The sequence below is a fragment of the Hydrogenophaga sp. PAMC20947 genome (assembly GCF_004795855.1).
Lineage (GTDB): Bacteria > Pseudomonadota > Gammaproteobacteria > Burkholderiales > Burkholderiaceae_C > Hydrogenophaga.
The window spans coordinates 3,873,240-3,897,056 of the sequence record NZ_CP039252.1 but is presented as its reverse complement, the minus strand read 5'-3'; the positions used below and the strand labels follow the sequence as shown (position 1 = coordinate 3,897,056).

Below are 23,817 nucleotides of genomic sequence, written 5' to 3'. Positions count from 1 at the left end.
GCTGCAGCGCCTGCGCCGCGTTTCGGCGTCACCCCTTCAAAAGGGGCGCCCGTGAGGTTCGCCAAGCCGGTTCCGAACAGGCGTTGAATCCCTACCTTTGAACCCAAAACGCCCATCATGACCCTTCTTCCCAAAGCCACGCGCTTTGCGCCAGCCATGGGGGCCGCTGCGGTTGTTGCAGCGGTACTCGCTTTGCACGGACAAGCCGGCGCTGAAGCCGACCCCGATCCTCTGGGGGAGAAGGTCGGAGGCAGTGGCACCGTCTACGCCACTGGCCGCAATGCTTTTTCGTTCCCGCTGGCCGACCTGAGCGACCCGGAACGCACACGCTTTGTGATCGGCAACTCCTTCTTCAAGCGCAACTGGGTGGAAGCCCCGGCATCCACCACCGCGCGCGACGGGCTGGGCCCTCATTTCATCGCGCGCTCCTGCGCGGCATGCCACACCATGGATGGGCGGGGCTCACCACCCGACTGGCCCAAGACCCTGGGCACCGAGCCCGAAAACACCGTGGCACTGCTGGTGCGCCTGTCGATTCCAGGCCAGGCCAGTGCCCACGCGGGCGTGGTGCCGGAACCCACCTACGGAGACCAGTTCAACAACGCCGCCGTGCAGGGCGTGAAGCCCGAAGGGCGGGTTGAAATTCGCAGCGAAACCTCGCGTGGTCGCTTCGCCGATGGCACGCCCTATACGCTGCAAAAACCCCTCTACACACTGACCGATCTGGCCTATGGCCCCATGGCCAAAGACGTGATGATCAGCCCGCGCATCGCACCGCAGATGATCGGCATGGGGTTGCTGGAAGCCATTCCTGAAAGCGAAATTCTGGCCAACGCACGGGACCAGGCGGCCAGTACTGGCCCCATCAAGGGCCAGCCCAACCGTGTATGGGACGTCTTTGCCCAAAAGGAACTGGTCGGGCGCTTCGGCTGGAAGGCCAACGTGGGCTCTGTGGCCCACCAATCGGCCGGCGCCTTCAATGGCGACATGGGCATCACCACCAGCGTCTTCCCTGGCGAAGCCTGCACACCAGCCCAGAAAGACTGCCTGGCTGCGCCCCACGGCGGCGGAAAAGCCAAGGGCGGCACGGGGCTTATTCCGGCCGCCCAGGCCTTGACCTCGCCGCCTGAAATAGACGACGAGACTTTCGCCCAGGTGGCGTTCTACACAGCCACCCTTGCGCCACCGGCCCGCCGCCATCCCAGAGAGCCCCAGGTGTTGCGTGGCCAGGCGCTGTTTGCTCAGGCGCAATGCGCCGCCTGCCACCGCCCCGGCTACACCACCGGTAAAGCCCTGTTCCCGAGCTTGAGCACCCCCCGCGTGAGCGGCCAGCGCATCTGGCCTTACACCGATCTTCTCTTGCACGACATGGGCCCTGAACTCGCCGACGGGCGCCCAGATTTTCTGGCCAGCGGCAGTCAATGGAAAACACCGCCGCTCTGGGGCATCGGCCTGTTCAAGGATGTCAACGACCACCAGCGTCTGCTGCACGATGGCCGCGCCAACGGCGTGCTCGAAGCGGTGTTGTGGCACGGTGGCGAAGCCCGGCTCGCGAAAGAGCACGTGCTGAAATTCAACGCCGCCGACCGCGCTGCGCTCGTGAAGTTTGTGGAGTCCCTGTGAAGCACCCTGCCGCCATCTTCCTCACCACTTTCTCCCTCACCCTGCTGTCACCACTGGGCTGGGCACAAGGGGCGTTGGTCCCGCCTGCCACCACGCCCACGGCCGCCGAGGCCGCCGCCCAGCCCATGCCTTATTACAGTGCTGAGCAAGCGCTTCAAGGCGTCTACGCCCACCAGTTGCCTGCGCAGGCACAGGCCTTCGAGCAGGCGTCGGATCAACTGCTGAGCCGCACCAACGCGCATTGCAGCGGACAGGCCACACTGACCGAACTGCGTTTGCAGTGGCAGCAGACACTGGTGAGCTGGCAAGCCTTGTCCAGCCCCGAGCTCGGGCCCTTGGTCACGCGCCGCTCACAGCGCGAAATCGATTTTTGGCCCACGCGAGAGCGACTTTTGCGACAAGCCCTGGCCAAGGCACCCCAGACGCTGGCCGACATGGAGCGCGTGGGCACACCCGCCAAGGGTTTTCCGGCCTTTGAACAATTGCTGGCCACCGCCTCTGAGCCAGCCCTGGCACCCGCCACCTGTCACTACGCTGGCCTGGTTGCCCAGGGCATCGCTGCCGAAGCCCGCTCACTGGACCACGAGGTGACCGCACTGGTCGAAAAGGACTGGAGCGAGTCGCCAGAAGACGCGGGCAGCGCATTTGCCGAATGGATCAACCAGTGGTTGGGCGGGCTTGAGCGGCTGCAGTGGGCGCACATCGAAAAACCCATTCAGACCCACCGCACCACCGGAGCGCCGAGCAGCGAACCCGTGGCCTTTCCCCGCCTCTCGCGTGAGGCCAATCTCGCCGACTGGCGCGCGCAATGGCAGAGCCTGCTGACCATGGCGCGTCTGCGACCCGGCCAGTACGCTGCGCCGCCATTGCCAGGCAAAGCGCTCGTGCCCATTGAGGCGCTGCTGATTGGCAAGGGGCTGGGGCCGCTGGCCCAGCGCTGGGCACAGGCGATTGACCGCACCAGCGCCGACCTCGCTGCGCTCACGCCACAGGCCGGCGAAACCGAGCTGCTGGCCATGACCCAGCGCATGAAAGCCGTGACTCTGCTCTACCAAAACGAAGTGGCGGCAGCACTCGATGTGCCGCTCGGGTTTTCATCGGCCGATGGCGACTGAACCCGAACACGGCCAATGCCCCCCCGATGAACGCGTTCCTGCCCAAAGGCCTCTCCCGCCGCCAGTGCCTTAAGGCGGCCGCAGGGAGCGTTTTTTTGCCCAGTGCCTGGGCCGATGTGTCCCTTTCTAAAACCACCTTGGTTGCGGCCTGGGTGGCCGACAACCAATACCGGGTGGGACTGATCGCAGTAGCAGGGGACACCTGGACGGCCCAACAGTCGGTCTCGGTGCCCACACGGCCCCACGCCCTGCTGACCGAACCGGGTGGCACGGTGCTGGCGATCGCACGGCGCCCCGGCGACTGGTTGCTGCGCTGGCGACCTGGTGTCCCAGAACAACAGCGATGGCACTGGATAGGGGGCGACCGACGCTTCAACGGCCACGCGATCGCCAGCGCCGACGGGTCGCACATCTGGACCACTGAAACCGATCTGGACACTGCGCAGGGTCGCCTGGGTGTGCGCGATGCGCGCAGCCTGGAGAAGGCGGATGAATGGGCCACCCACGGCATGGACCCGCACGAGTTGCAGGTGCTGCCCGAGCAGCTCGGCCGCTTCCCGGCCGGCACCCTGCTGGTGGCCAATGGCGGCATTCCCACCCTGCCCGAGACCGGACGCAGCAAACGCCACCTCGACCGCATGGACGCCTCATTGGTGGCCCTGAACCCAAATAGCGGCGAGCTGCTGGGGCAATGGCGGCTCGCTGACCCCTACCTGAGCATCCGCCACCTCGCCTGGGACGCGCGCTTCAAACGCCTGGGCATTGCCTTGCAGGCCGAACACCCCACCCCTGAAGAACGCTGGCAGGCGCCTGTGCTGGCGGTATGGGACGGCGAACGCCTCAGCCCCACGCCGGAGCCGCCCGACCTGCGCGGCTACGGTGGCGCGGTGACCGCAATGCCCGGTGGTGGATTCCTGATCGGCTGTCCCCGTGCGAACGTGGTCGCAGCCTTCGACGGCCAGGCCCGTTGGACACACAACCTGCCGTTGCCCGACGCGTGTGCGGTGGCCGTGAGCGAGGGTCAATGGTGGGCCGCTGGCAGCACGGGCGTGTTGCACACCGGGCCCGGCGCAGGCGGGGCCACCCAACTGGCTACCGCACCAGCCGCGGTACCGCATTGGGACAACCACTGGCAAGTCTGGCCGGGGGGTTGATTTCGCGGCAAAGCAATAGGCCGCTCCGCCCATCGGCGTTTCAGCCTTCACTGGTTTGGATCTGAGCCACCGCTCCCATCCTCTGCGCTGCCCTGGGGCTGGCACATTTCACCCGTGCGCCGGCATAAGCCTTGCTGGTCCAACCAACGGTGCGCATGGCCCGCGCAACCGGTCTGGCAAATCACCGCTTGCGCTTCTCGCCCCGGGCTTTCCACTGGTGCGCCCCTCCGAAGCGCCTGTCGCCGCGGTGGCGTGGTCACAGCAGCCACCTGCAAACCCCACAGCACCACCGTGCGCGAGCGCACCAGTTCGGCGCGCAAGCGCAGGTTGTCGGCTTCAATGGCAGACAGGCGCCGGGCCTGATGGACGATCTGGTCACCGACCCGTCGCTGTAGCGTGGCCACCTGTTGCAGCAACGCGCCGTGCTCGTCACTCAGGGTGCGCTGTGCCGGGTCCTGCGGCCATGGCCTTCGCAGTTGCAGGGCTCCGACGGGGGCAGGGTGGATTGGGTGCTTCATAGGCGCTCATCAGTCATGAACCCGCTTGTTGGGGGACCCGGTGATGGCCCGGCGGGCGTGTGGGTGCAGTGGGCCGTTGCACGGGGCCATCGCACGCTTCAATAGCCTGGCCCTCCACGCGCCAGACCCTGCGATGAAGTCGCCCGGTGGGGCGCTTGAAACACAGACAAGGTTTCCCGCGGCGCAAACTAGACCGACCTGCCACACCTGCTGGTGGAACCGGAATGGGCGGAAATGGGGGACATCGCGTCGGCGTCCCGTGCATAGAAAGCCCTGTCAATATCTGCTGCAAAAGGTCATCGGCTGGTTGGCAGGGCACGTCAATGTTAAGACTTGGAGGAAGTTGTCTGTCTGGCTGTCTGGCTGGCTGGAGAAGGAAGTGTATGCGAATGATTCTCAATTGCATAGATGGCGGAGTACTTTTATGCAGCGCCTCAAGGTTCGCGCGAGAATCGGACAGCGATTTCGCTCAAGTCACCGGAAACATGAGCCCCCCATGAAAGGCGACCCTCAAGCCATCAAACACCTGCAGGACCAACTCAAGAACGAGTTGACTGCGATCAACCAGTACTTCGTGCACTACCGCATGCTCAAACACTGGGGTCTGGACAAGCTGGCCAAGAAAGAATACGAAGAGTCGATCGGGGAAATGAAGCACGCAGACTGGCTCATGGACCGGATATTTATGCTCGACGGCCTGCCCAACTTGCAAGACCTCGGCAAACTCAACATCGGCGAGAACGTTCCCGAGATGCTGCAAAGCGATCTGGCACTGGAGCGCGGTGCGCAGGCCACCGTCAAGGACGGCGTGGCCTATTGCGAGTCGGTGCGGGATTTTGTGTCGCGCGACCTGCTCATGAAGATCCTGGACGACACCGAAGAGCACGTCGACTTCCTGGAAACCCAGCTCGAGCTGATCGAGAAGGTCGGTCTGCCCAACTACCTGCAAAGCCAGATGGGCGAGGTGAGCTGATCCCTCGCGGGAGGCGCGAGGGACCGACCCGGGAACCCACAAATGCATCAGGGTCGCTCGACAAACTTAATGCGAACCATTATCATGCGCATCAACTTTCCCTTCTCGGGTTGTTGCCATGATTGTTTGCGTTTGCCACCGCGTCAGTGACCACACCATCGCCAAAGCGGCCCGCTCGGGCCACAGCTTTGATGACATCCAGCTTGAGCTGGGTGTGGCCACCCAGTGCGGACAATGTGAATCCTGTGCCCGCGATGTCTGGGCCGAATGCCACCCTGGCCAGGCCATTGCCCACCTGAAACTCGAAGCCGTGCGCGCCAGCCTGCACGCCGCGAACGCAGCGCCCTGCGCCTGACGCTGCACCGCGCTCCAATGGAGCCTCCCATGGACGCGCTCAAGGCCCCACTCGTGGGCCAACCGCTACTCCACTCCTGAGCATTACGCCCTGTCTTCTGAAGGCGCCCCTGCCGCACAACCGCGAGCAGCGGTTCGCAGTGAAAATGTCAAAACTGAGTCACCCGCCTGTGGTCTGACACAGGTAGCCCGGAAAAGGGTTGCGACTTAGAATGTGCAATACGTTTTCACAATGCAATAAATCATCCGGAGACAACGGCCATGAGCAACGAATCCATTCAGGACACCAAGCGTGCCGAACTCAAGCGCGCGGCCCTTGAGTACCACGAGTTCCCCACCCCAGGTAAATTGGCCATCGCGGCCACCAAAACGCTCACCAACCAGCACGAGCTGGGACTCGCATACTCCCCTGGCGTCGCTGCGCCCTGCGAGGAAATCGTGGCCGATCCGGCCAATGCCTACAAGTACACCAGCCGCGGCAATCTGGTCGCGGTCATCACCAACGGCACCGCTGTTCTGGGCTTGGGTGACATCGGTCCACTGGCGGCCAAACCGGTGATGGAAGGCAAGGCCGTCCTCTTCAAAAAATTCGCCGGCGTCGATGTGTTCGACATCGAGATCAACGAGAAAGACCCCGCCAAGCTGGTCGAGATCATCGCCTCGCTGGAGCCCACGTTTGGCGCGATCAACCTGGAAGACATCAAAGCTCCGGACTGCTTCTACGTGGAGCGCGAGCTGCGCAAGCGCATGAAGATCCCGGTGTTCCACGACGACCAGCACGGCACGGCCGTTACCGTGGCGGCGGCCATGGTCAACGGCCTGAAGGTGGCCGGCAAGGACATTGCGCAGGTCAAGCTCGTGACGTCGGGCGCCGGCGCGGCCGCGCTGGCTTGCCTGAACCTGCTGCTCAAAGTCGGCCTGAAGCGCGAAAACGTGTTCGTCACCGACCTCGCCGGCGTGGTCTTTGAGGGTCGCACCGAATTGATGGATGAAGACAAGATTTTTTACGCGCAAAAGACCGATGCCCGCACACTGAAAGAAGTGATCGCGGGAGCCGATGTGTTCCTGGGCCTGTCCGCTGGCGGCGTGCTCAAACCCGAAATGGTCGCCAGCATGGCGCCGCGCCCTGTGATCTTTGCGTTGGCCAACCCCAACCCCGAAATCGCGCCCGAAGACGCGCATGCGGTGCGCGACGACATCATCATGGCCACCGGGCGCAGCGACTACCCGAACCAGGTCAACAACGTTCTGTGCTTCCCGTACATCTTCCGTGGCGCGCTCGACGCTGGTGCCTCTACCATCACCGATGAGATGGAGATTGCTGCGGTGCACGCCATCGCCGAGCTGGCCCAAGCCGAACAGAGCGAAGTCGTGGCAGCTGCTTATGCCGGCGAAAAACTGGCATTCGGCCCTGAATATCTGATACCCAAGCCGTTCGACCCCCGTCTGATGATGAAGATCGCGCCGGCCGTGGCTCAAGCTGCGGCAGACAGCGGCGTGGCTTTGCGCCCGGTCACCGACATGGAAGCCTACAAACAAAAGCTGCAGAGCTTCGTGTTTGCCTCTGGCACCATCATGAAGCCCATTTACGCAGCCGCCAAAATGGCCAGCCGCAAACGGGTGGCGTATGCCGAAGGCGAAGAAGAGCGCGTGCTGCGGGCCTGCCAGATCGTGGTGGACGAGGGCCTCGCCCGCCCCACCCTGATCGGCCGCCCAGCGATCATCGCGCAGCGCATTGAAAAATTTGGCCTGCGCCTGCGGGAAAGCCTGGACTACGACGTGGTCAACGTCGAACAAGACCACCGCTACCGCGACTTCTGGCAGACCTACCACCGCATGACCGAGCGCAAAGGCGTGACCGTGCAGTTGGCCAAGATCGAAATGCGCCGCCGCCTCACCCTGATCGCTGCCATGCTGCTGCACAAGGAAGAAGTCGACGGCATGATCTGTGGCACCTGGGGCGGCACCCACAACCACCTGGAGTACATCGACCAGGTGATCGGCAAGCGCGTGGGCGGATGCGCCCGCACCGAGCAAGACGTGCGGGTGTACGCCTGCATGAACGGCCTCATGCTGCCGGGTCGCCAAGTGTTCCTGGTCGACACCCACGTCAACTACGACCCGACAGCCGAAGAGCTGAGTGAAATCACTGTGATGGCCGCTGAAGAAATGGTGCGTTTCGGCCTGCAACCCAAGGTCGCGCTGCTCTCGCACTCCAACTTTGGCTCGTCCAGCCAACCCAGCGCACTGAAAATGCGCCGCACGCTCGAGCTGCTCAAGCAGCAGGCACCCTGGCTGCAAGTCGACGGGGAAATGCACGGCGACGTTGCCCTGGACGCCGAATCCCGCAAAGGCATCATGCCCCACTCGCCCCTGGAGGGCGACGCCAACCTGCTGGTGCTCCCCAACATCGACGCGGCCAACATCGCCTACAACCTGCTCAAGACGGCAGCTGGCGGCAACATCGCCATCGGCCCGGTGCTGCTCGGCGCAGCCAAGCCCGTGCACATCCTCACGGCCAGCGCCACGGTGCGCCGCATTGTCAACATGACAGCCTTGACCGTGGCCGAAGCCAATGTGCAGGGTGAGGCTTCGTAGAAAAAGCAAGCACTAACTTTTCCGACCCTTTGCCGCACTGCACCATTGCCTATAAATTCAGCAATGACTTGCTTTTTTGCACCGAGTCGGGCACACTTGCGGCCTTGATTCACAGGGTTAACCCGCCCCTTCATTGACCTCAGATGCGATCGATTGCAAAGGTCATGGTGGCGGGTTGATCGCATCAGGACAAGGACTTTCATGGATCTGAAATGGATCCGGAGCAAGCACTGGATGGGCAAGAAGCGCAGCGTTGGATCGCTGGCAGCGGTCCTGGTGATCACGGCCGGCACTTATTGGGTGCAGGCCAGAGCACCCCAGACAGCGGCTTTGCCAGACCCTGCAGTGGCGTCGGTGTTCACCACCGGACTGCCCGAGCAAGGCCATGAAATGTTGGTGCAAATTCGGCAAGGCGGTCCATTCCGGTACGAGAAGGACGGCACTGTTTTCGGCAACCGGGAGCGTTTGCTCCCTGACCAGAAACGGGGCTATTACCGCGAATACACCGTGCCCACCCCGGGGCTGAACCACCGAGGAGCGCGCCGCATCGTATGCGGTGGACAGCGGCCTCAGCGTCCTGATGCGTGTTATTACACCGAGGATCACTACAACAGCTTCAAGCTGATTTTGCAGTGAACCTCGGTAGCTTGAGTTGATCTGATCTTTAACTTTGACTTTGAAAGAGACACGGAGATGGACACACCACTTCGTAACGTAAAACCCAATATCGTTCAGTCGATTCGCGCCTATAGCGTGAAAGACCTGCAGGCTGCGGCCGAGCAGTTGGGTCACCACTTCCTGTATGCCAACCTGGCCAAAGCCCAGAGCAAACAGGACGTGCTTGAATTGATCGCGGCGCAATACACGCTGCCCACGCACTTCGGGAAAAACTTCGACGCGCTGTACGACTGCATGACCGATCTCGTGCACAAGTCTGGCCCGCAGACGGGTTTCATCGTCGTGCTGGAGCACATCCCTGCCCACGCCAAGTTCGACAAAGAAGCCCGTGAGCAACTGCTCGACATCTTCCGCGACACGGCCGACTACTGGCACGACCGCAAGATCCCGTTCCGTTGCTTCTATTCGTTCTCGGTCGCTCGCGCGTCCAAGGGTGAAACGCAGATCGAGGTCGAAAACGAAGGGCCCATGCCCACGGACAAGCTTCTGGATGTGAGCCCCATGGCACTCCGCATGAGCAGCCCGTTCAACGCGGGTTACTGGCTCAACGCAGCCTGACTGGACGCCCCCTGCGCCGCGCCTTTGGCGCGTCACCACCCACTGGGGGGCAACATCTTTGGCCCGGCAAAGCCGGTTCCACGGTGTTCTGGACAGGGGTCACTTCGATTCAAAAGCCGCTGTTTCCGCAGCGGCTTTTTTACGCCTGTACGGCCTGGACGAGGGCCACATATTCGTGCACAGGCACCTCTTCGGCTCGACGCTGGAGGTCAAATGTGCCGGGAAATTCTCGGGCTTCCAGCCAGCGGCCCAGGGTATTGCGCAGGATCTTGCGGCGCTGACTGAACGCCACTTGCACCATCTCGCCGTACAAACGCAAATCGATCGCAGGCGGCTCGGCCAGCGGCACCATGCGCACGATGGCACTGTCCACGCGCGGCGGCGGGTCAAAGCTCGTGGGCGGTACAAACAAGACGTTGTTCATGGCATAACGCCACTGCAGCATCACGCTCAGGCGGCTGTAATCGCTCGTGGCAGGTTGGGCCACCATGCGGTCGACCACTTCCTTTTGCAGCATGAAATGCTGGTCTTTCACCACATGGACATGGTCCAGCAGATGGAACAGGATGGGGGTGGAGATGTTGTAGGGCAGGTTGCCCACAATGCGCAGCGAGGCCTGGGTGTTTGCTTCGCCCACCACCGTATGTGCCAGAGCGGTGAAGTCAACCTTGAGCACATCGGACTCCACCACATCAAGCTGCTCATGTGCCCGCAAGCGCACGACCAGATCCCGGTCGAGTTCGATCACGGTCAAGCGACCCAGGCGTTCCACCAGCGGCTGCGTGAGGGCGGCCAGTCCGGGCCCAATTTCTACCATGGCATCGCCGGCCACCGGATCGATAGCCTGCACGATGGCATCGATGATCAAAGCGTCGGTGAGAAAGTGCTGACCGAAGCGCTTGCGCGCAATGTGTTTCATATGGGGGACTGTGGCGAATGCTCGCTGTCCATCAGGGACGGGGCGGCTCGCGGAACTCGACAAAGGCCCTGGCGCGCACATCTTGCGACCAGGTTTGCAAGGCTTGGGCGGCCTTGGCTTCACGCACCATGCCCTTGGCCGCATCCCGCTGCTCGCGGTCGGTCAAAGCCCGGTTGCGGCGCTCTTCCAGGCGGATCAGGTGCACCCCGAAGCGGGACACCACGGGCGCCGACATCTCACCGGGCTTCAAGGCGTCCATGACTTCTTCGAACTCGGGCACAAACTGGCCGGGGTTGACCCAGTCCAGGTCACCGCCGGCCTGTGCCGAACCATCCTGGCTGTGTTCGCGGGCCAGGGTTTCGAAATTGGCCTGCCCGCTAGCGATCTGCTCGCGCCAGCGAGCGAGCTGGGCAACCGCTGCGGCTTGCGTCAGCTGCGGCCCTGGGCGCAAGAGAATGTGCCGGGCATGCGACTGGGTCACGACGAATGCCGCCGCCGATCCCTGCCGCTTCTCCACCAGCTTGAGCACGTGAAAACCGGCGGCACTGCGCAGCGGTCCCGCCACGCCACCCACAGGCAATGATCGCGTGGCTTCAACAAAGAGGGGCGGCAGGCGATTGGCCGAGCGCCAACCAAAAGACCCACCATTGGCCGCTTCCGGCGCATCGGAGTTCTGCCGGGCCAGTGCGGAGAAATCAGCACCCGCAACCCTCGCATCGTCGGCCACGCGTTGCGCTTTGGCCTGAAGCACCGACACTTGCTGGGCACCAGCGGACTCAGGGACTTGCACCAGCACATGGCTCAGATTGAGCTCCAGGGCAGCGGGATTGTTGTGGTTTTGCTCGCGGATGAACTCATCAATATCGGCTTCACTCACCCGCACACGTTGCTCCACCTCACGTTCGCGCAGGCGTTGCAGCAACAATTGGCTGCGCAACTCATTGCGCAAGCGCTGAATGTCCAGGCCTTCGGCAGTGACCCGGCGGCGGAAATCTTCCAGGCTCAGCTGATTCTGGGCAGCAATGCCCTGTTCGGCTTGCAGCAACGACGCTTCGTCCACCCGCAAACCCAGATCACCGGCTTCCTGGAGCTGCGCCCGCTCGGCCACCAGCTGCTCCATCACCTGACGAGCCAGCTCATCGCGCGGGGGCAACGCCACACCCTGCTGGGCAGACTGCTGCTCGATGCGCAGCAGGCGCTGGCGTACTTCGTTGTTCGTGATGGGCGCTGAATTGACCAGCGCGACGATGTAATCCACCGTGAGAGAGCCGCTCTGCGCCGCGGGCAGTGCAGCCTGGGCTCGCATCTGGTCACTCAGCTTGAGCGACTGCGCCGCAGCGGGAAGCCCCAGAGAGGACACCAGGCCTCCCAACAACAAAGCACGGAAACAGGCAGATAGGTTCATGAAACGGATGCTCATCAGTCGTAGGTAGGGTACCGGCTCGGCGGGTTGACTTCCTCACGCAGGTAGCGGTAGCCCGGCACGTTGGTCTGCAGGCTCTGCAACGAACTGGCGCCTACCCTGGAGAAGCCGGAGAACTCGAGCTGGAACAGAATGCTCTCGTTGGACTCGGTGGTGCTGGTCTGCAGGCGTTGCAACACCACACGACCCAGCCAGCAGCCAGCGTCGTATTCGAAACCGGCCACGAGATCGACCACTTTGCGATCGAGCATGCTGTAGTTGATGCGACCCACGCTGTACCACTGGTTGGGGCCCAGGGCCCGGCCCGGCGATGGATCTGGTGCGCGGCCCAAGAGGGAGGCCAACGGCCATTGCCAACCCAGGTCCAGATACTCACTCGTCTCATCACGATCGTAGCGATAAGCCGCGCTTAACACTTTGTAAGGTCCGGGGACGTAACGGCCACCTACCGTCAGGCGCTCGCTCCGGTTGTCTTCGAAGTTGAACTGCACCGTCGAGTCCAGTGACCAGCGAGGATCCCATTGAACACGACCAGACAGCAGCATGTCGCCGAAACCCTTGCTCACGGCTGTTTCGTCGGGCAGCGTCACGTTTTGGTCGGTCAGGTAATACCGCTGAGCAAGGGACAGGCGAGCCACCTCGGCGCCAGTGTCAGGCGAGATCAGGCGAGAACTCGCGCCCATGGTCACCGCACGCGTGTCGGAGATGCGATCGCTGCCGTTGAAGGCGTTTTCCGCATACAGGGTGGCCAGGCTGAGATCGCGCGAACCTGAATCGTAGTTGGGCAGCCCACTTTGGTCACGGTAGGGTGTCCAGGTCAGGAAGGCCCGGGGTTCCAGGGTCTGGGTGAAATCGGTGCCAAAGAACTGTGTCGAGCGCTCAAACGTCAAGCCGCTGTCCACGCTCAGAGTGGGCACCACCCGCGACGCAGCCACATTGGCACCACCATTGGCGCCAATGGTGCTGTACTGGGTGCCGTGCAACTGGGCGCTGGGCTGCACATACCAGCCCGACGCCTGCACACGCCGCGACAGACGGCCCATGAGCAAGGTGCGATCCCCCCCCTTGCTCAATGTCGAATCGGCCGCCAGCGCTGAGCGTTCAAACCGGGTGAAGTTGGACTGCATCGAAACGTCCCAGTCGGGTGATCCGAGAATCGTCTGGTTCGGTTGCCTGTAGTTGACCCACGAAACCGGCAATATGTCGAAAGGCGGCGTGTAGGTTGCATCATCCACTTGCAGCGCTTGCCATTTGTACACGCCAGTCCCGACTGACCATGGCCCCTTGGCCCAGCCCAGCGTGGCATCCGAGCCCAATAGCCGGGAGGTGAGTCCTGTGATGGAACGCGGAAAATCGCTCCAGTAATTGTCGTCACTCACGCGGTTGAGCCTCAAGCGCAAGCCAATATCACTGCCGCCCGCAAATGCCGGCACAAGCGTCTGCCGATGTTGCAGGGAATAGGACCAGCGATCTTCATCGCGGAGCTGGTCCGAGGGCATGAAGGCCCCCTGCACATAACCGCTGAAGCTGGGTTCAAGGTAGCGCAATTCCCCCCCCAGGTCCACGCCGCGCTTGGACATCACCCGGGGCGTGAGGGTGGCGTCCATGTTGGGGGCGATGTTGAAATAGTAGGGTGCCGCCAACTGAACACCGCTGTCGCTGTCAATGCTCATGCTGGGCGGCAAGGCGCCCGACTTGCGTTTGTCGCTGAGCGGAAAGGTGAGATAGGGCGCTGCCAGTATGGGCACCCCCTTGAACTCCAGGACACCGCCTTTGGCCGTTCCGACATCTTCTGCGGTATCCAGCTCAATGCTGGAGGCCCGGATCAGCCAATCGGGCATCCACTGGCTGCCCGGCAAGCGCTCGCAGGTCGAATAGCGACCATCCTGCACCACCACGGTATTGCGATCGACAAAATCGATGCGGCTGGCATCACCCACACCACCATTCTTGAGCAGCTGGTATTCGGGTTGCTCGAAGTGGCCCTTGAAGGTCTCCACATTCATTTGCATCTCGGGGCCGGTGAACCGATCACCGTTGCGGTTGATCAAGACGTTGCCACTGGCTTTGGCTTCCTGACTCTGCTGATCGAACTCCAGGCGGTCGGCACGAATCACGGTGTCATGACGCCGCAGCTCGACCTCGCCCTCAAACACAGTCTGCGTCTGGGACTTGCTTTCCATGCTCTGGCTGCGCACAAAGGTTGGCAGGGCATCCCGTACCTCGACCGGCAAGGTCTCAAGCAGTTCGCCGCCGGACTTCAGACTCAGCGGCGCTCCGGTGTCCTGGACCACGTCCTGGGCCCAGGCGCTGGTCTGGGCCACGACTGAGCCGAGCGCCAGTGCAGCCAGCGCGCCGTAAACGGCCAGCGAAACCAAGGTGGGTTGCGGCACGCCAGCGGGCCCCTGCAGGCGCTGGAGCCGAGGCAAGGGCGCGGGCTTGGACAAGCGCTTTGCGCTTCCAGACAGGCTGCGCCGGGAAGTTTTGAGAGTGTGTTTGGCAGATTTCATCTAGGCGGTGTGAGGCAAAACGGCCGTCTTAGAACGCTGGGGAATCGGCCACCTGCAGCATATCAGCAGGGCCACGAAAAGCACACGGCCGCCCAGGGCGCCGTCGCAAGGGATCAGTAAACTCTCAGGCGATTATCCTACGCCCTTCAGCGCGCGGTTTGCGTGTTGACCCCAACACCTGCTTTATGACCCCTCTCAGCACCGACGTGACCTGGACCGAACCTCTCCGCGAGGCAGCCTTTGGCGGGTGGCTCTCTGCCCTCAGCGGCCCCCAGGGGCTGGTGATCAACAGCTTGCGTCCAGCCTCAGCCGACGCCAGTTTCCGCCGCTACCTGCGGATCGACACCCACACCGGCGGCACCCGCATCATCATGGACGCGCCGCCCGAGAAGGAGAACTGCAAGCCATTTGTGCAGGTTGCGCAACTCATGAAAACCGCGGGCCTGCTGGTGCCCGACGTCCTGGCCTGGGACGAGCCCCAGGGTTTCATGCTCCTGCCCGACCTGGGGCAGCAGACCTGGATGGAGCAGATCCAGCCCGAAGTCCCGGCCGCCAACTTTGAGCGCTACAACCAGGCCACAGACACGCTTTTGGCCTGGCAACTGGCCTCCAAACCTGGTGTGCTGCCGCCCTACGACGAACCCCTGCTGCGCCGCGAGCTGCAATTGTTCCCTGATTGGTACCTCGCGCAACACAAAGGGCTCACACTTCAAGGCGCTGAAGCCGAAACCTTGAAAAAGACCTTTGACACCATCGTCGAGCGCAACCTGGCCGCGCCCAGTGTCTACGTGCACCGCGACTTCATGCCGCGCAACCTGATGATTCCGACGCAGCCCGGGACAACCTCGGCCCAGCAACTCGGTGTGCTCGATTTCCAGGATGCCGTTTACGGACCCATCACCTACGACATCGCCAGCCTCATGCGCGACGCATTTCTCACCTGGGAAGAAGACTTCGTGCTCGAGGTCACCATCCGCTATTGGGAAAAAGCCCGCAAAGCCGGTCTGATGGATTTCGAAGACTGGCACGGCGACTTTGGCGCTTTCTACCGCGCCGTGGAATGGATGGGCCTTCAGCGCCACCTCAAAGTGGCCGGCATCTTTGCCCGCCTGACCTTGCGGGATGGCAAGCCCAAATACCTGGCGGACACGCCGCGCTTCATTCACTACATCCGCCACGCCGCGGGACGCTACCGCGAACTGGGCCCTTTCCTCAGGTACATCGACAAAGTCGAAGGCCTGGAGGCCGCATCGGGTTATGCCTTTGGGCGCGTCTGATCAACGGCCACACCCCATGCCCCGCTTCCACTGCCCTTCTCCCCTCACCATCGGCGCCGAATTCGATCTGCCTGCCTCAGCCGCCCGCCATGTGCAGGTGCTGCGCCTGCAACCCGGCTCTACCATCACCCTGTTCAACGGCGATGGCGGTGAACACAGCGCCACCGTCTTGCGCATGGGGCGCTCCGCCGTGGCCGTGCGTGTTGACGCCCACCACGATCTCGAGCGCGAACCCCTGCGTGCGGTGCACCTGGCCGTGGGCATGCCCGCCAACGACCGCATGGACTGGCTGGTCGAGAAAGCCACGGAGCTCGGCGTGGCCAGCATTCAACCTTTGCACACCTCACACAGTGTGTTGCGGCTCAGTGGCGAGCGTGCCCTCAAAAAGCAGGCCCATTGGCAGTCGGTCGCCGTGGCGGCCTGCGAACAATGTGGCGCAAACCGCATTCCGGCGGTGCATCCGGTGCGCGAATTCGCCGCCTGGCTCAAGGAGGCGTCTGCGGGTGAAGACACGAAAGCGTTGCGCTGTGTGCTCTCTTTGGCCGACGGCGCGCTCCGCCTGCCCGAGCTGCGGACCGGGCTCGCGGCCACCCAGCCCATTCTTTTTCTCAGTGGGCCCGAAGGCGGACTGTCTGCGGCCGAAGACGCCCAGGCACGGGGCGCCGGCTTTGCGCCGGTATCACTGGGACCGCGTGTGTTGCGGGCAGAAACGGCAGCGCTGGCGGCCTTGATGGCGGCACTGGCCATTTGAGCCACCGTCAGCCACACCAGAGGGCCCCGCTGCATGCCGGTCTGCGAAACAAGATCATCGCGGCTGCGCCTGGGCAGCAGCATGGAGATTGGCAGGCGGGTCGCGCTGGCAGAACTCGTCACACCCACCGCAATGGAGTGGCCAAGCTCGGCTGAATCAGCCCCCAAGGTCAGCAGCCCAACGCGCTGCAGACCTCCGTCGCATGTCCACCATCCCTTTTCGCACCACCCACCGCACCAGGCCGCCGTTGTGCAGCGTCCTGGCGCTTGTCGCCTCGCTGTCGGGTTGCGGCGTGCTGCCAGCGCTTGAAGGGCGCCACGAAACCCGCGCCTTTGACGACACAGCGTCAACGCGGCTGGGGCAGGCCAGCGCACCACCCGCGCAGACGCATCCAGGTCAATCCGGCGTGCTTGCCTTGGCCGAAGGACGTGAAGCCTTTGCCACGCGCATGTTGCTGGCCGAAGCGGCCGAACGCAGCCTGGATGTGCAGTACTACATCTGGCACCCAGATTTCACCGGCACCTTGCTGATGCAGGCGTTGCGGCAGGCAGCAGACCGCGGTGTGCGCGTGCGCCTCCTGTTGGACGACAACAACACCGAAGGGCTGGACGAGATCCTGGCGGCCATGGACAGCCACGCCAACATCCAGGTCAGGCTGTTCAACCCGTTTGTGCAACGCAACTGGCGCTGGCTCGGTTACCTGACCGATTTTGGCCGGCTGAACCGCCGCATGCACAACAAATCGTTCACGGCCGACAACCAGGCCACCATCATGGGTGGGCGCAACATCGGTGACGAATATTTCGACGCAGGCCAGGCCGTTTCCTTTGTTGACCTGGATGTGCTCGCGGTGGGTGCGGTGGTGCCGCGTGTGTCTGCCGACTTCGATCGCTACTGGGCCAGTGCCTCGGCCTACCCGGTGGCATCGTTGCTGCCTGCCGCCGCACCACAGGCCCTTGACGCTCTGACCCAGGGGGCCGCGCAGGTGCGCAGCAACCGGGCAGCAGAGCCCTACCTGACCGCTCTGGCGAAATCGGACTTTGTCCGGCGCCTGGTGGCCGGGGAGCTGGAGCTGGAGTGGACCACCGTGCGCCTGGTCAGCGACGACCCCGCGAAAGGGCTGGGACAAGCCCCACCTGAAGCGTTGCTGCCCAAGCGCTTGGCGGAGGTGCTGGGCAAGCCAGAACGGGAGCTGCTGCTGGTCTCACCCTATTTTGTGCCCACCGCCAGGGGCACCGAAGCGCTGACCGAACTGATGAGCCAAGGCGTCGCGGTGAGCGTGCTGACCAACTCGCTGGCCGCCACGGACGTGCCGGCGGTCCACGCCGGCTACGCCAAACGCCGGCCTGCACTGCTCGCGGCGGGCGTGAAACTGTTCGAACTCAAGCCCGACCGGGGTGAGGCCGCGCGCTCACGGCGTTCGGACCGGGGTTTGGCGGGCAGTTCGGGCGCCAGCCTGCACGCCAAGACCTTTGCGCTCGATCGCCGCCGCACCTTCGTCGGCTCCTTCAACCTCGACCCACGGTCTGCAGCGCTGAACACCGAATCGGGTCTGGTCATCGACAGCCCGACCATGGCAGCGGCCATCGCCGATGTTTTTGAGAACCACCTGGCCGCACGTGCTTACACGCTGCGGCTGAACGGCGAGGGCCGCATTGAATGGCTAGACCGCCCGTCGCCCGCAGCGCCTCCGCAGTTGCACCCTGCGGAGCCACAGACCCGGCTGTGGAAGCGGACCATGGTCAAGCTGCTGTCATGGTTGCCGATCGAATGGCTGCTGTGAGAGCGAAGGCTTTGATTTTGCGCAGGGCAACGGACCGGCCGCCAGACCCACGCCGCTGGGCGAACGCACGCTGCGCCCATTTGCGCGCTCCATGGAGCCTTGTTCGGTGCACATGCTGTCCGCAACACCTCACCGAGTTGGGACAGATCCTCCCGTCTCACAACCGGGGGCGCTTAAGATCCTCCACGTCCCTTGCGTCCATTTTTACCCTATGCCCACCACCGCCGACGTCCGCATCCGCAGCACCCGCCCGTTGATTTCCCCCGCCATCCTGGCCGATGAGCTGCCGATGAGCGACGCCGCCGCTGCTCGCGTGCATGAAGCCCGCCGCGCGGTCGCGCGGGTGGTCACCGGCCAGGACGACCGCCTGCTGGCCATCGTTGGTCCCTGTTCGGTTCATGATCCAGTGTCTGCGCTGGAATACGCACGCCGTCTGGAGGCGCTGGCGCAACGGCTCGCGCCCGACCTGCTCGTGGTGATGCGCGTGTACTTCGAGAAGCCGCGAACGGTGGTCGGCTGGAAAGGCTTGATCAACGATCCGGCGCTGGACGGCAGCTTCCAGATCAACCGCGGTCTGCGGCTGGCCCGCCAGTTGCTGCTCGATATCACCGAAGTGGGCCTGCCCATTGCCACAGAATTTCTGGACACCACGCTGGGTCAGTACTACGCCGATCTGATCAGTTGGGGTGCTATCGGCGCGCGCACCGTCGAAAGCCAGATCCACCGGGAGCTGGCCTCGGGCCTGTCCATGCCAGTGGGCTTCAAGAATCGCACCGATGGCGACCTGCAAGTGGCCGTGGACGCGATCATGTCGGCGCAGCACCCCCATTCCTTTCCCTCGCTGACCCACCAGGGGGCACCCGCAGTGCTGACCACCTCGGGCAACGAACACGGGCATCTGGTGCTGCGCGGCGGCAGCCGGATCGGACCCAATTTCGAAGCCCCGCACATCGAACAAGCGAAAGCGCTGCTGAACAAGGCCGGCGCGCCCGAAGCCATCCTGGTGGATTGCAGCCACGCCAACAGCGGCAAGCGCTGCGAGCAACAACCTGCCGTGGCAGAAAACGTGGCCCAGCAAATCGCGGGCGGCGAGCGCGCCATCATCGGGGTGATGCTGGAGAGCCACCTTGTCGCCGGCACCCAGAAGGTGGAACCAGGACAGCCCTTGACCTATGGGCAAAGCATCACCGATGCCTGCCTGGCATTTGACGACGTGGTGCCGGTGCTGGAAGGACTGGCGCAAGCGGTGCGCGCACGACGGGGTTGAGTCTGCCTTGAAGGCCGTGTGCGCCGCTTCACTTGGTGCACTGTATAAACGACGGCTTATGAACAAGAACCTCTGGCTGCTGGCCGCCGCACAAGGCCTCTTTCTCACCAACAACGTGGTCTTCATTGCGATCAATGGCCTGGTGGGGCTGTCGCTGGCTCCCCTGGGCTGGATGGCCACCTTGCCGGTGATGGGCTATGTGGTCGGCGGTGCGCTGTCCACGCCCCTGGTGGCGCGCTCCCAGACGGCGCTGGGTCGCAAGGGCTCGTTCCAGCTGGGCTTGGTGGTGGCGGTCTTGTCGGCCTTGCTCTGCTATTGGGCGGCCATAGAAAAAAACTTCTGGCTGCTGGTTGCGGCCACCGTGATCGCCGGCTACTACAGCGCCAATGGTCAGCTCTACCGGTTTGCCGCAGCCGAACTGGCCAAGCCCGAATTCCGCGAGAAAGCGGTGTCGCTGGTGCTGGCGGGTGGCCTCGTGGGCGCGGTGCTGGGGCCGAATCTGGCCAGCCGCACCCGCAACCTGCTGGACGTGCCATTCGCGGGCGCCTACCTCTCGCTGGCCGGGGTCGCCCTCGTCTCGATGGCCATCATGGCCTTCTTGCGATTCCCGCCCGTACCGCCCAAAAAAGCCAGCGACGATCCGGGACGTCCGCTGTCCGAAATCATCCGCCAACCGGTGTTCATGGTGGCAGCCATCAGCGCGGCACTGGGCTACGGCGTGATGAACCTGCTCATGGCGGCGACACCGCTGGCCATGCAGGTGTGTGGCTTCGAGTTCAGCGATGCGGCGTTGGTGCTGGAGTGGCACGTGATTGGCATGTTTGCACCGGGTTTTTTCACCGGCCACCTGATCAAGCGCTTTGGCGTGTTGCCCATCATGGGCGTGGGCGTGGTCCTCAATGCGGTCTGTATTGCCATTGCGCTGTCCGGCGTGGACCTGCACCAGTTCATCATCGCCCTCTTTTTTCTGGGAGTCGGTTGGAATTTCCTCTTCACCGGCAGCACCACACTGTCGCTGAGAGCCTACAGGCCTGAGGAAAAAGACCGCGCACAGGCTGCTATCAATTTTTTTGTTTTTGCCACCATGGCGGTCACCTCGTTTGCCTCCGGAGCCCTGGTCACCACCCAGGGTTGGCAGCTGTTGAACCTGGGTTCGCTGGTGCCTGTTGTGCTCACCGGAGCGGCCCTGGCCTGGCTTGCGTGGCGCCAACGCAGCGCCCACAATGGCCAATGACCTTGGCGCTACATCGCTGATGCGTCTTGTGGGTGCGGGCTGATCGGCAGTGCGCTCCTGTCAACCAACTCACGAAAAGGAATTGATATGGGACTGATGGACTCTTTGATCGGCGCAGCCACCAACGCCGCCATGGGCTCGCTCACCGGCAACAACCAGGCACAAGCCGGCGGCAGCGGCACGGGTGGACTCGACCCCCAGGTATTGATGGGCATCGTGGGCGCGCTCATGAACAGCAGCGGCGGCCTCTCCGGCGTCCTCGGCAAACTGCAACAGAGCGGATTGGGCGACGCCGCAGCCTCGTGGGTCGGCACGGGCAGCAACCAGGCGGTGTCGCCGGATGCCGTTGGCGGCGCCCTCGGCCCAGACCTGATGGGCATGATCGCCCAGCAAATGGGTGGCAGCCAGGAACAGGCCGCGGGCACCATGGCTGATCTGTTGCCCGGTCTGATTGACAAACTCACACCCCAGGGGCAAGTGCCAGACGACAACGGCATGGGCGCCCTCGGCGGCTTGCTGGGTGGTGGCCAGAGCGGTGGCTCGGGTGACTTGATGGGCATGCTGGGTGGCATGTTGAACAAGCGCTGAGGCAGGCAACCCGCCGCGCCCGCCCGGACCCAACGGTCAACGAGGCGAAGGCGCGCGTAGCTCCAGCCACTGCTTGAGCAAGGCATACGCCTGCGAAGGATCGATTTCGTTGAAGATTTCGTGGAACTGTCCCTCCAGACAATGGCCTTGCACAATGGCTGGAGGCGCCACCGAGGCAAACGCGCGGCTGCCCTCGGGACGAACCAGGCGATCCGCACCGGCATACATCAGCAAGGTAGGCACACGCCACAAGGGCGCCTCGGCCACCACCCGCGGTCCATTGCTGTCGATGAACTGCGCGAGGCGCGCTGAAATGCGGTCGTGCACCAGCGGATCTTTCTGGTAAGCGGCCACCACGTCGGGGTCGTGAGAAATCTGGCGTGCGTCCAGACCATTGGACAGGGTGAGGTTGGGCGCCCAGCGGTTCAACAGTTTGATGAGCCGTTTTTGCACCCCCCCAATGCCGGCATCGAGTGCGGGGGAGGACAGCACCAGACCATCCACCGGTGCGAGGTCTCGCTGCACCAAAGTGGCGGTCACCAGACCACCCATGCTGTGACCCAGCAAGATCAGAGGGCAGGCCCATGGCTCGGCAATGTGTGCGCGGGTGTCATCCAGCACCTCGAGCAGGTCATCCAGCAAGGCATCTTCCACCGGCAGCACGCCACGGTGGCCGCCCGACTCCCCATGCCCGCGCTGATCGTAGGCGCGCACGTGGAAACCCCATTGGTTCAAGCGCTGGGCCAGCGTGTCGTACCGCCAGGCGTGCTCCCCCAGGCCGTGCACGATCAACACCACCCCACGCGGGCGCCAGCGCATGGGCAAAGGCCAATCAAACAGCGCAACGTTGAGGCCATCGCGCAAGGTGAAAGGCGCTTGGGTGGAGTCGGTCATGAAGGGTCCCCGGATGGGCGTTGGCGTGTGAAGAGTTCAGGGCATGCGGGCAATGACCTGGGCTACCGACGCTGTGAGGCGCCGCGCATAGTCCAGGTGCAGAAACTCATTGGGGCCGTGGGCATTGCTCCGGGGGCCCAAAACACCACACACCATCATCTGCGCCTGCGGAAACCCCTGGCTCAGCAGATTCATCAGCGGAATGGTGCCGCCCTGCCCAATGGTGCCGCATCCAGCGCCAAAGTGGGCCTGGGAGGCCTGCTGCAACGCTTGCTCAAACCAGGGAATGTTTGTGGGCGCATTCCAGCCACTGGCCGAGCCCTGGCTCTCAAAAGTCACCTTTGCCTGGTAGGGCGCGTTGTCCTCCAGCAGCTGCTTCAGCTCTTGCACAGCGGCGCTTGCGTCCACCAGCGGCGGCAGGCGCAAGCTCAATTTGAACGCGGTGTAGGGGCGCAACACATTGCCCGCGTTGCGAATTTCGGAGAAGCCGTCGGCCCCGGTCACGGACAGCGTGGGGCGCCAGGTCCGGTTGAGCAAGCCTTCGACGGGATCGGTCGTGGTGGGCAAGGCAAAGACCGAAGAGCCCCCGCAATCGTAGTGGGCCCAGGGGAACCGCTTGTGGATTTCATCACCCAGAATCGCGGCCGTGGCCTGGGCCTGCTGCACACGCTCTGCAGGCACTTCGCAGTGAAAACTGGCAGGTAGCAAACGCCCGGTGGCGCTGTCTTCGAGGCGGTCCAGTACCTGGCGCATGATGCGAAAGCTCGACGGCACCAGGCCCGACGCGTCGCCCGAGTGCACGCCTTCGGTGAGAATGTCGACCTTGAGCACGCCGCTCGCCATGCCCCTCAGACTGGTGGTGAGCCAGAGCTGGTCGTAGTTGCCCGCGCCACTGTCCAGACAGATCACCAGCCCCACATCACCCAGACGGTTGTTGCCCGGCGCACGCAAAGCATCCACATAGGGCAGCAGATCGCCAGACCCGCTTTCTTCGCAGGTTTCGATCAGGCCCACGATGCGCGGATGGGCGACGCCCTGGGCCTTGAGTGCCTGAATGGCGGCGACACTGGCGTACACCGCATAACCATCGTCAGCGCCCCCTCGGCCATAGAGCTTGCCATCGTCAATTTTGGGGGTCCAGGGGCCCAGATCGCTGCGCCAACCGGTGAATTCAGGCTGTTTGTCGAGATGGCCGTACATGAGCACGGTCTGGCCCGAGGCGGGCGCGGGCGTGCCGTCCTGCCCCGCACTGGCCGGGATCTCAAAAAAGAGCACCGGCGTGCGCGGCGACCCGGCCGCATCGTTCAGGCGAAGAATCTCCAGGCGCAAGCCGGCCACTTGCTGCGCCTGTACCCAGTCGGCCGCGCTGTGCACCACGCGGTCCAGCAAGCCATGTGCGGCCCAATCGGCATCAAAAGCAGGCGATTTGGCGGGCACTTCAATGTAGCGTTGCAACGCAGGCACGATGCGCTGTGACCAGGCTTCGTCCACGTGGGCTTGCAAGGCCTGGGCCTCCAGGGGCAGGACGTCGGGGGACAGGCGGGCATTCATGGCAGCTGGCTTCCTTCGATGGGTGCGCGAACCGCGCGAGCATCAAGTA

19 protein-coding genes and 1 pseudogene are annotated in these 23,817 nt (G+C 63.5%); 14 read left to right on the top strand and 6 right to left on the bottom strand.

Annotated features, from left to right (window positions below):
* Positions 1-117: 117 nt before the first annotated feature.
* Genes E5678_RS17840 through E5678_RS17830 form a run of 3 tightly spaced genes read left to right on the top strand, consistent with a single transcriptional unit; the run spans position 118 to position 3,892 of the window.
* The gene (locus tag E5678_RS17840; protein ID WP_136179779.1) at positions 118-1,623 is read left to right on the top strand and encodes a di-heme oxidoredictase family protein; all 1,506 of its coding nucleotides are present in this window, start codon (positions 118-120) and stop codon (positions 1,621-1,623) included.
* Entirely contained in the window at positions 1,620-2,738 is a 1,119-nt protein-coding gene (locus E5678_RS17835; protein ID WP_136179778.1) for an imelysin family protein, read from the top strand. The genes E5678_RS17840 and E5678_RS17835 overlap by 4 nt, the downstream gene beginning before the upstream one ends.
* Before the next feature lie 26 nt (positions 2,739-2,764).
* Positions 2,765-3,892, top strand: a complete 1,128-nt coding sequence (locus E5678_RS17830; RefSeq protein WP_136179777.1) for a DUF1513 domain-containing protein — start codon at positions 2,765-2,767, stop codon at positions 3,890-3,892.
* 47 nt (positions 3,893-3,939) lie between these two features.
* Here E5678_RS17830 and E5678_RS17825 read toward each other — a convergent pair whose 3' ends face one another.
* Positions 3,940-4,410, bottom strand: a complete 471-nt coding sequence (locus E5678_RS17825) for a hypothetical protein (RefSeq protein WP_136179776.1) — start codon at positions 4,408-4,410, stop codon at positions 3,940-3,942.
* A gap of 496 nt (positions 4,411-4,906) precedes the next feature.
* On the opposite strand from E5678_RS17825, the gene bfr reads away from it, so the two are divergent.
* The 5 genes and pseudogenes from bfr to E5678_RS17800 all read left to right on the top strand — a co-directional run.
* Positions 4,907-5,383 (top strand): bacterioferritin, encoded by a 477-nt coding sequence (gene bfr / locus E5678_RS17820; protein WP_136179775.1) that lies wholly within the window; start codon positions 4,907-4,909, stop codon positions 5,381-5,383.
* Between the two features lie 118 nt (positions 5,384-5,501).
* Positions 5,502-5,738, top strand: coding sequence for a (2Fe-2S)-binding protein (locus E5678_RS17815; RefSeq protein ID WP_136179774.1), 237 nt, complete (start codon positions 5,502-5,504; stop codon positions 5,736-5,738).
* A gap of 260 nt (positions 5,739-5,998) precedes the next feature.
* Positions 5,999-8,335 carry an NADP-dependent malic enzyme gene (locus E5678_RS17810; RefSeq protein ID WP_136179773.1) on the top strand — a complete coding sequence of 779 codons (2,337 nt, stop codon included), beginning with the start codon at positions 5,999-6,001 and terminating at the stop codon, positions 8,333-8,335.
* 300 nt (positions 8,336-8,635) lie between these two features.
* Positions 8,636-8,971: a ribonuclease domain-containing protein gene (locus tag E5678_RS17805; RefSeq protein WP_247597046.1), complete on the top strand. Its 336-nt coding sequence runs from the start codon at positions 8,636-8,638 to the stop codon at positions 8,969-8,971.
* Between the two features lie 57 nt (positions 8,972-9,028).
* A pseudogene (locus E5678_RS17800) lies at positions 9,029-9,424 on the top strand (barstar family protein); the annotation flags it as partial.
* 286 nt (positions 9,425-9,710) lie between these two features.
* Here E5678_RS17800 and rsmA read toward each other — a convergent pair.
* From rsmA to E5678_RS17785, 3 genes are read right to left on the bottom strand one after another with little or no spacing between them, the layout of a single operon-like run.
* Positions 9,711-10,490, bottom strand: a complete 780-nt coding sequence (rsmA, locus tag E5678_RS17795) for a 16S rRNA (adenine(1518)-N(6)/adenine(1519)-N(6))-dimethyltransferase RsmA (RefSeq protein WP_136179771.1) — start codon at positions 10,488-10,490, stop codon at positions 9,711-9,713.
* A 31-nt stretch (positions 10,491-10,521) separates the two neighbouring features.
* The gene (locus tag E5678_RS17790; protein WP_247596817.1) at positions 10,522-11,895 is read right to left on the bottom strand and encodes a peptidylprolyl isomerase; all 1,374 of its coding nucleotides are present in this window, start codon (positions 11,893-11,895) and stop codon (positions 10,522-10,524) included.
* A 14-nt stretch (positions 11,896-11,909) separates the two neighbouring features.
* A complete protein-coding gene (locus E5678_RS17785; protein ID WP_136179769.1) occupies positions 11,910-14,423 on the bottom strand; it encodes an LPS-assembly protein LptD in 2,514 nt (837 codons plus the stop codon).
* Positions 14,424-14,608: 185 nt separating this feature from the next.
* Here E5678_RS17785 and E5678_RS17780 point away from each other — a divergent pair, with 185 nt between their 5' ends.
* From E5678_RS17780 to E5678_RS17755, 6 genes are all read left to right on the top strand, one after another.
* The gene (locus tag E5678_RS17780; RefSeq protein ID WP_136179768.1) at positions 14,609-15,700 is read left to right on the top strand and encodes a phosphotransferase; all 1,092 of its coding nucleotides are present in this window, start codon (positions 14,609-14,611) and stop codon (positions 15,698-15,700) included.
* A gap of 16 nt (positions 15,701-15,716) precedes the next feature.
* A complete protein-coding gene (locus tag E5678_RS17775) occupies positions 15,717-16,451 on the top strand; it encodes a 16S rRNA (uracil(1498)-N(3))-methyltransferase (protein WP_136179767.1) in 735 nt (244 codons plus the stop codon).
* A 202-nt stretch (positions 16,452-16,653) separates the two neighbouring features.
* Positions 16,654-18,234, top strand: coding sequence for a phospholipase D family protein (locus E5678_RS17770; RefSeq protein WP_136179766.1), 1,581 nt, complete (start codon positions 16,654-16,656; stop codon positions 18,232-18,234).
* Positions 18,235-18,445: 211 nt separating this feature from the next.
* Positions 18,446-19,501: a 3-deoxy-7-phosphoheptulonate synthase gene (locus E5678_RS17765; RefSeq protein ID WP_136179765.1), complete on the top strand. Its 1,056-nt coding sequence runs from the start codon at positions 18,446-18,448 to the stop codon at positions 19,499-19,501.
* 58 nt (positions 19,502-19,559) lie between these two features.
* A complete protein-coding gene (locus tag E5678_RS17760) occupies positions 19,560-20,735 on the top strand; it encodes an MFS transporter (protein WP_136179764.1) in 1,176 nt (391 codons plus the stop codon).
* 87 nt (positions 20,736-20,822) lie between these two features.
* On the top strand, positions 20,823-21,323 hold the full coding sequence (locus E5678_RS17755) for a YidB family protein (protein ID WP_136179763.1): 501 nt from the start codon (positions 20,823-20,825) through the stop codon (positions 21,321-21,323).
* A gap of 36 nt (positions 21,324-21,359) precedes the next feature.
* On the opposite strand, the gene E5678_RS17750 is transcribed toward E5678_RS17755, so the two are convergent.
* Both E5678_RS17750 and E5678_RS17745 read right to left on the bottom strand, forming a co-directional pair.
* Positions 21,360-22,217 (bottom strand): alpha/beta hydrolase, encoded by an 858-nt coding sequence (locus tag E5678_RS17750; protein ID WP_136179762.1) that lies wholly within the window; start codon positions 22,215-22,217, stop codon positions 21,360-21,362.
* 36 nt (positions 22,218-22,253) lie between these two features.
* A complete protein-coding gene (locus tag E5678_RS17745) occupies positions 22,254-23,768 on the bottom strand; it encodes a M20/M25/M40 family metallo-hydrolase (RefSeq protein WP_136179761.1) in 1,515 nt (504 codons plus the stop codon).
* Positions 23,769-23,817 lie beyond the last annotated feature (49 nt).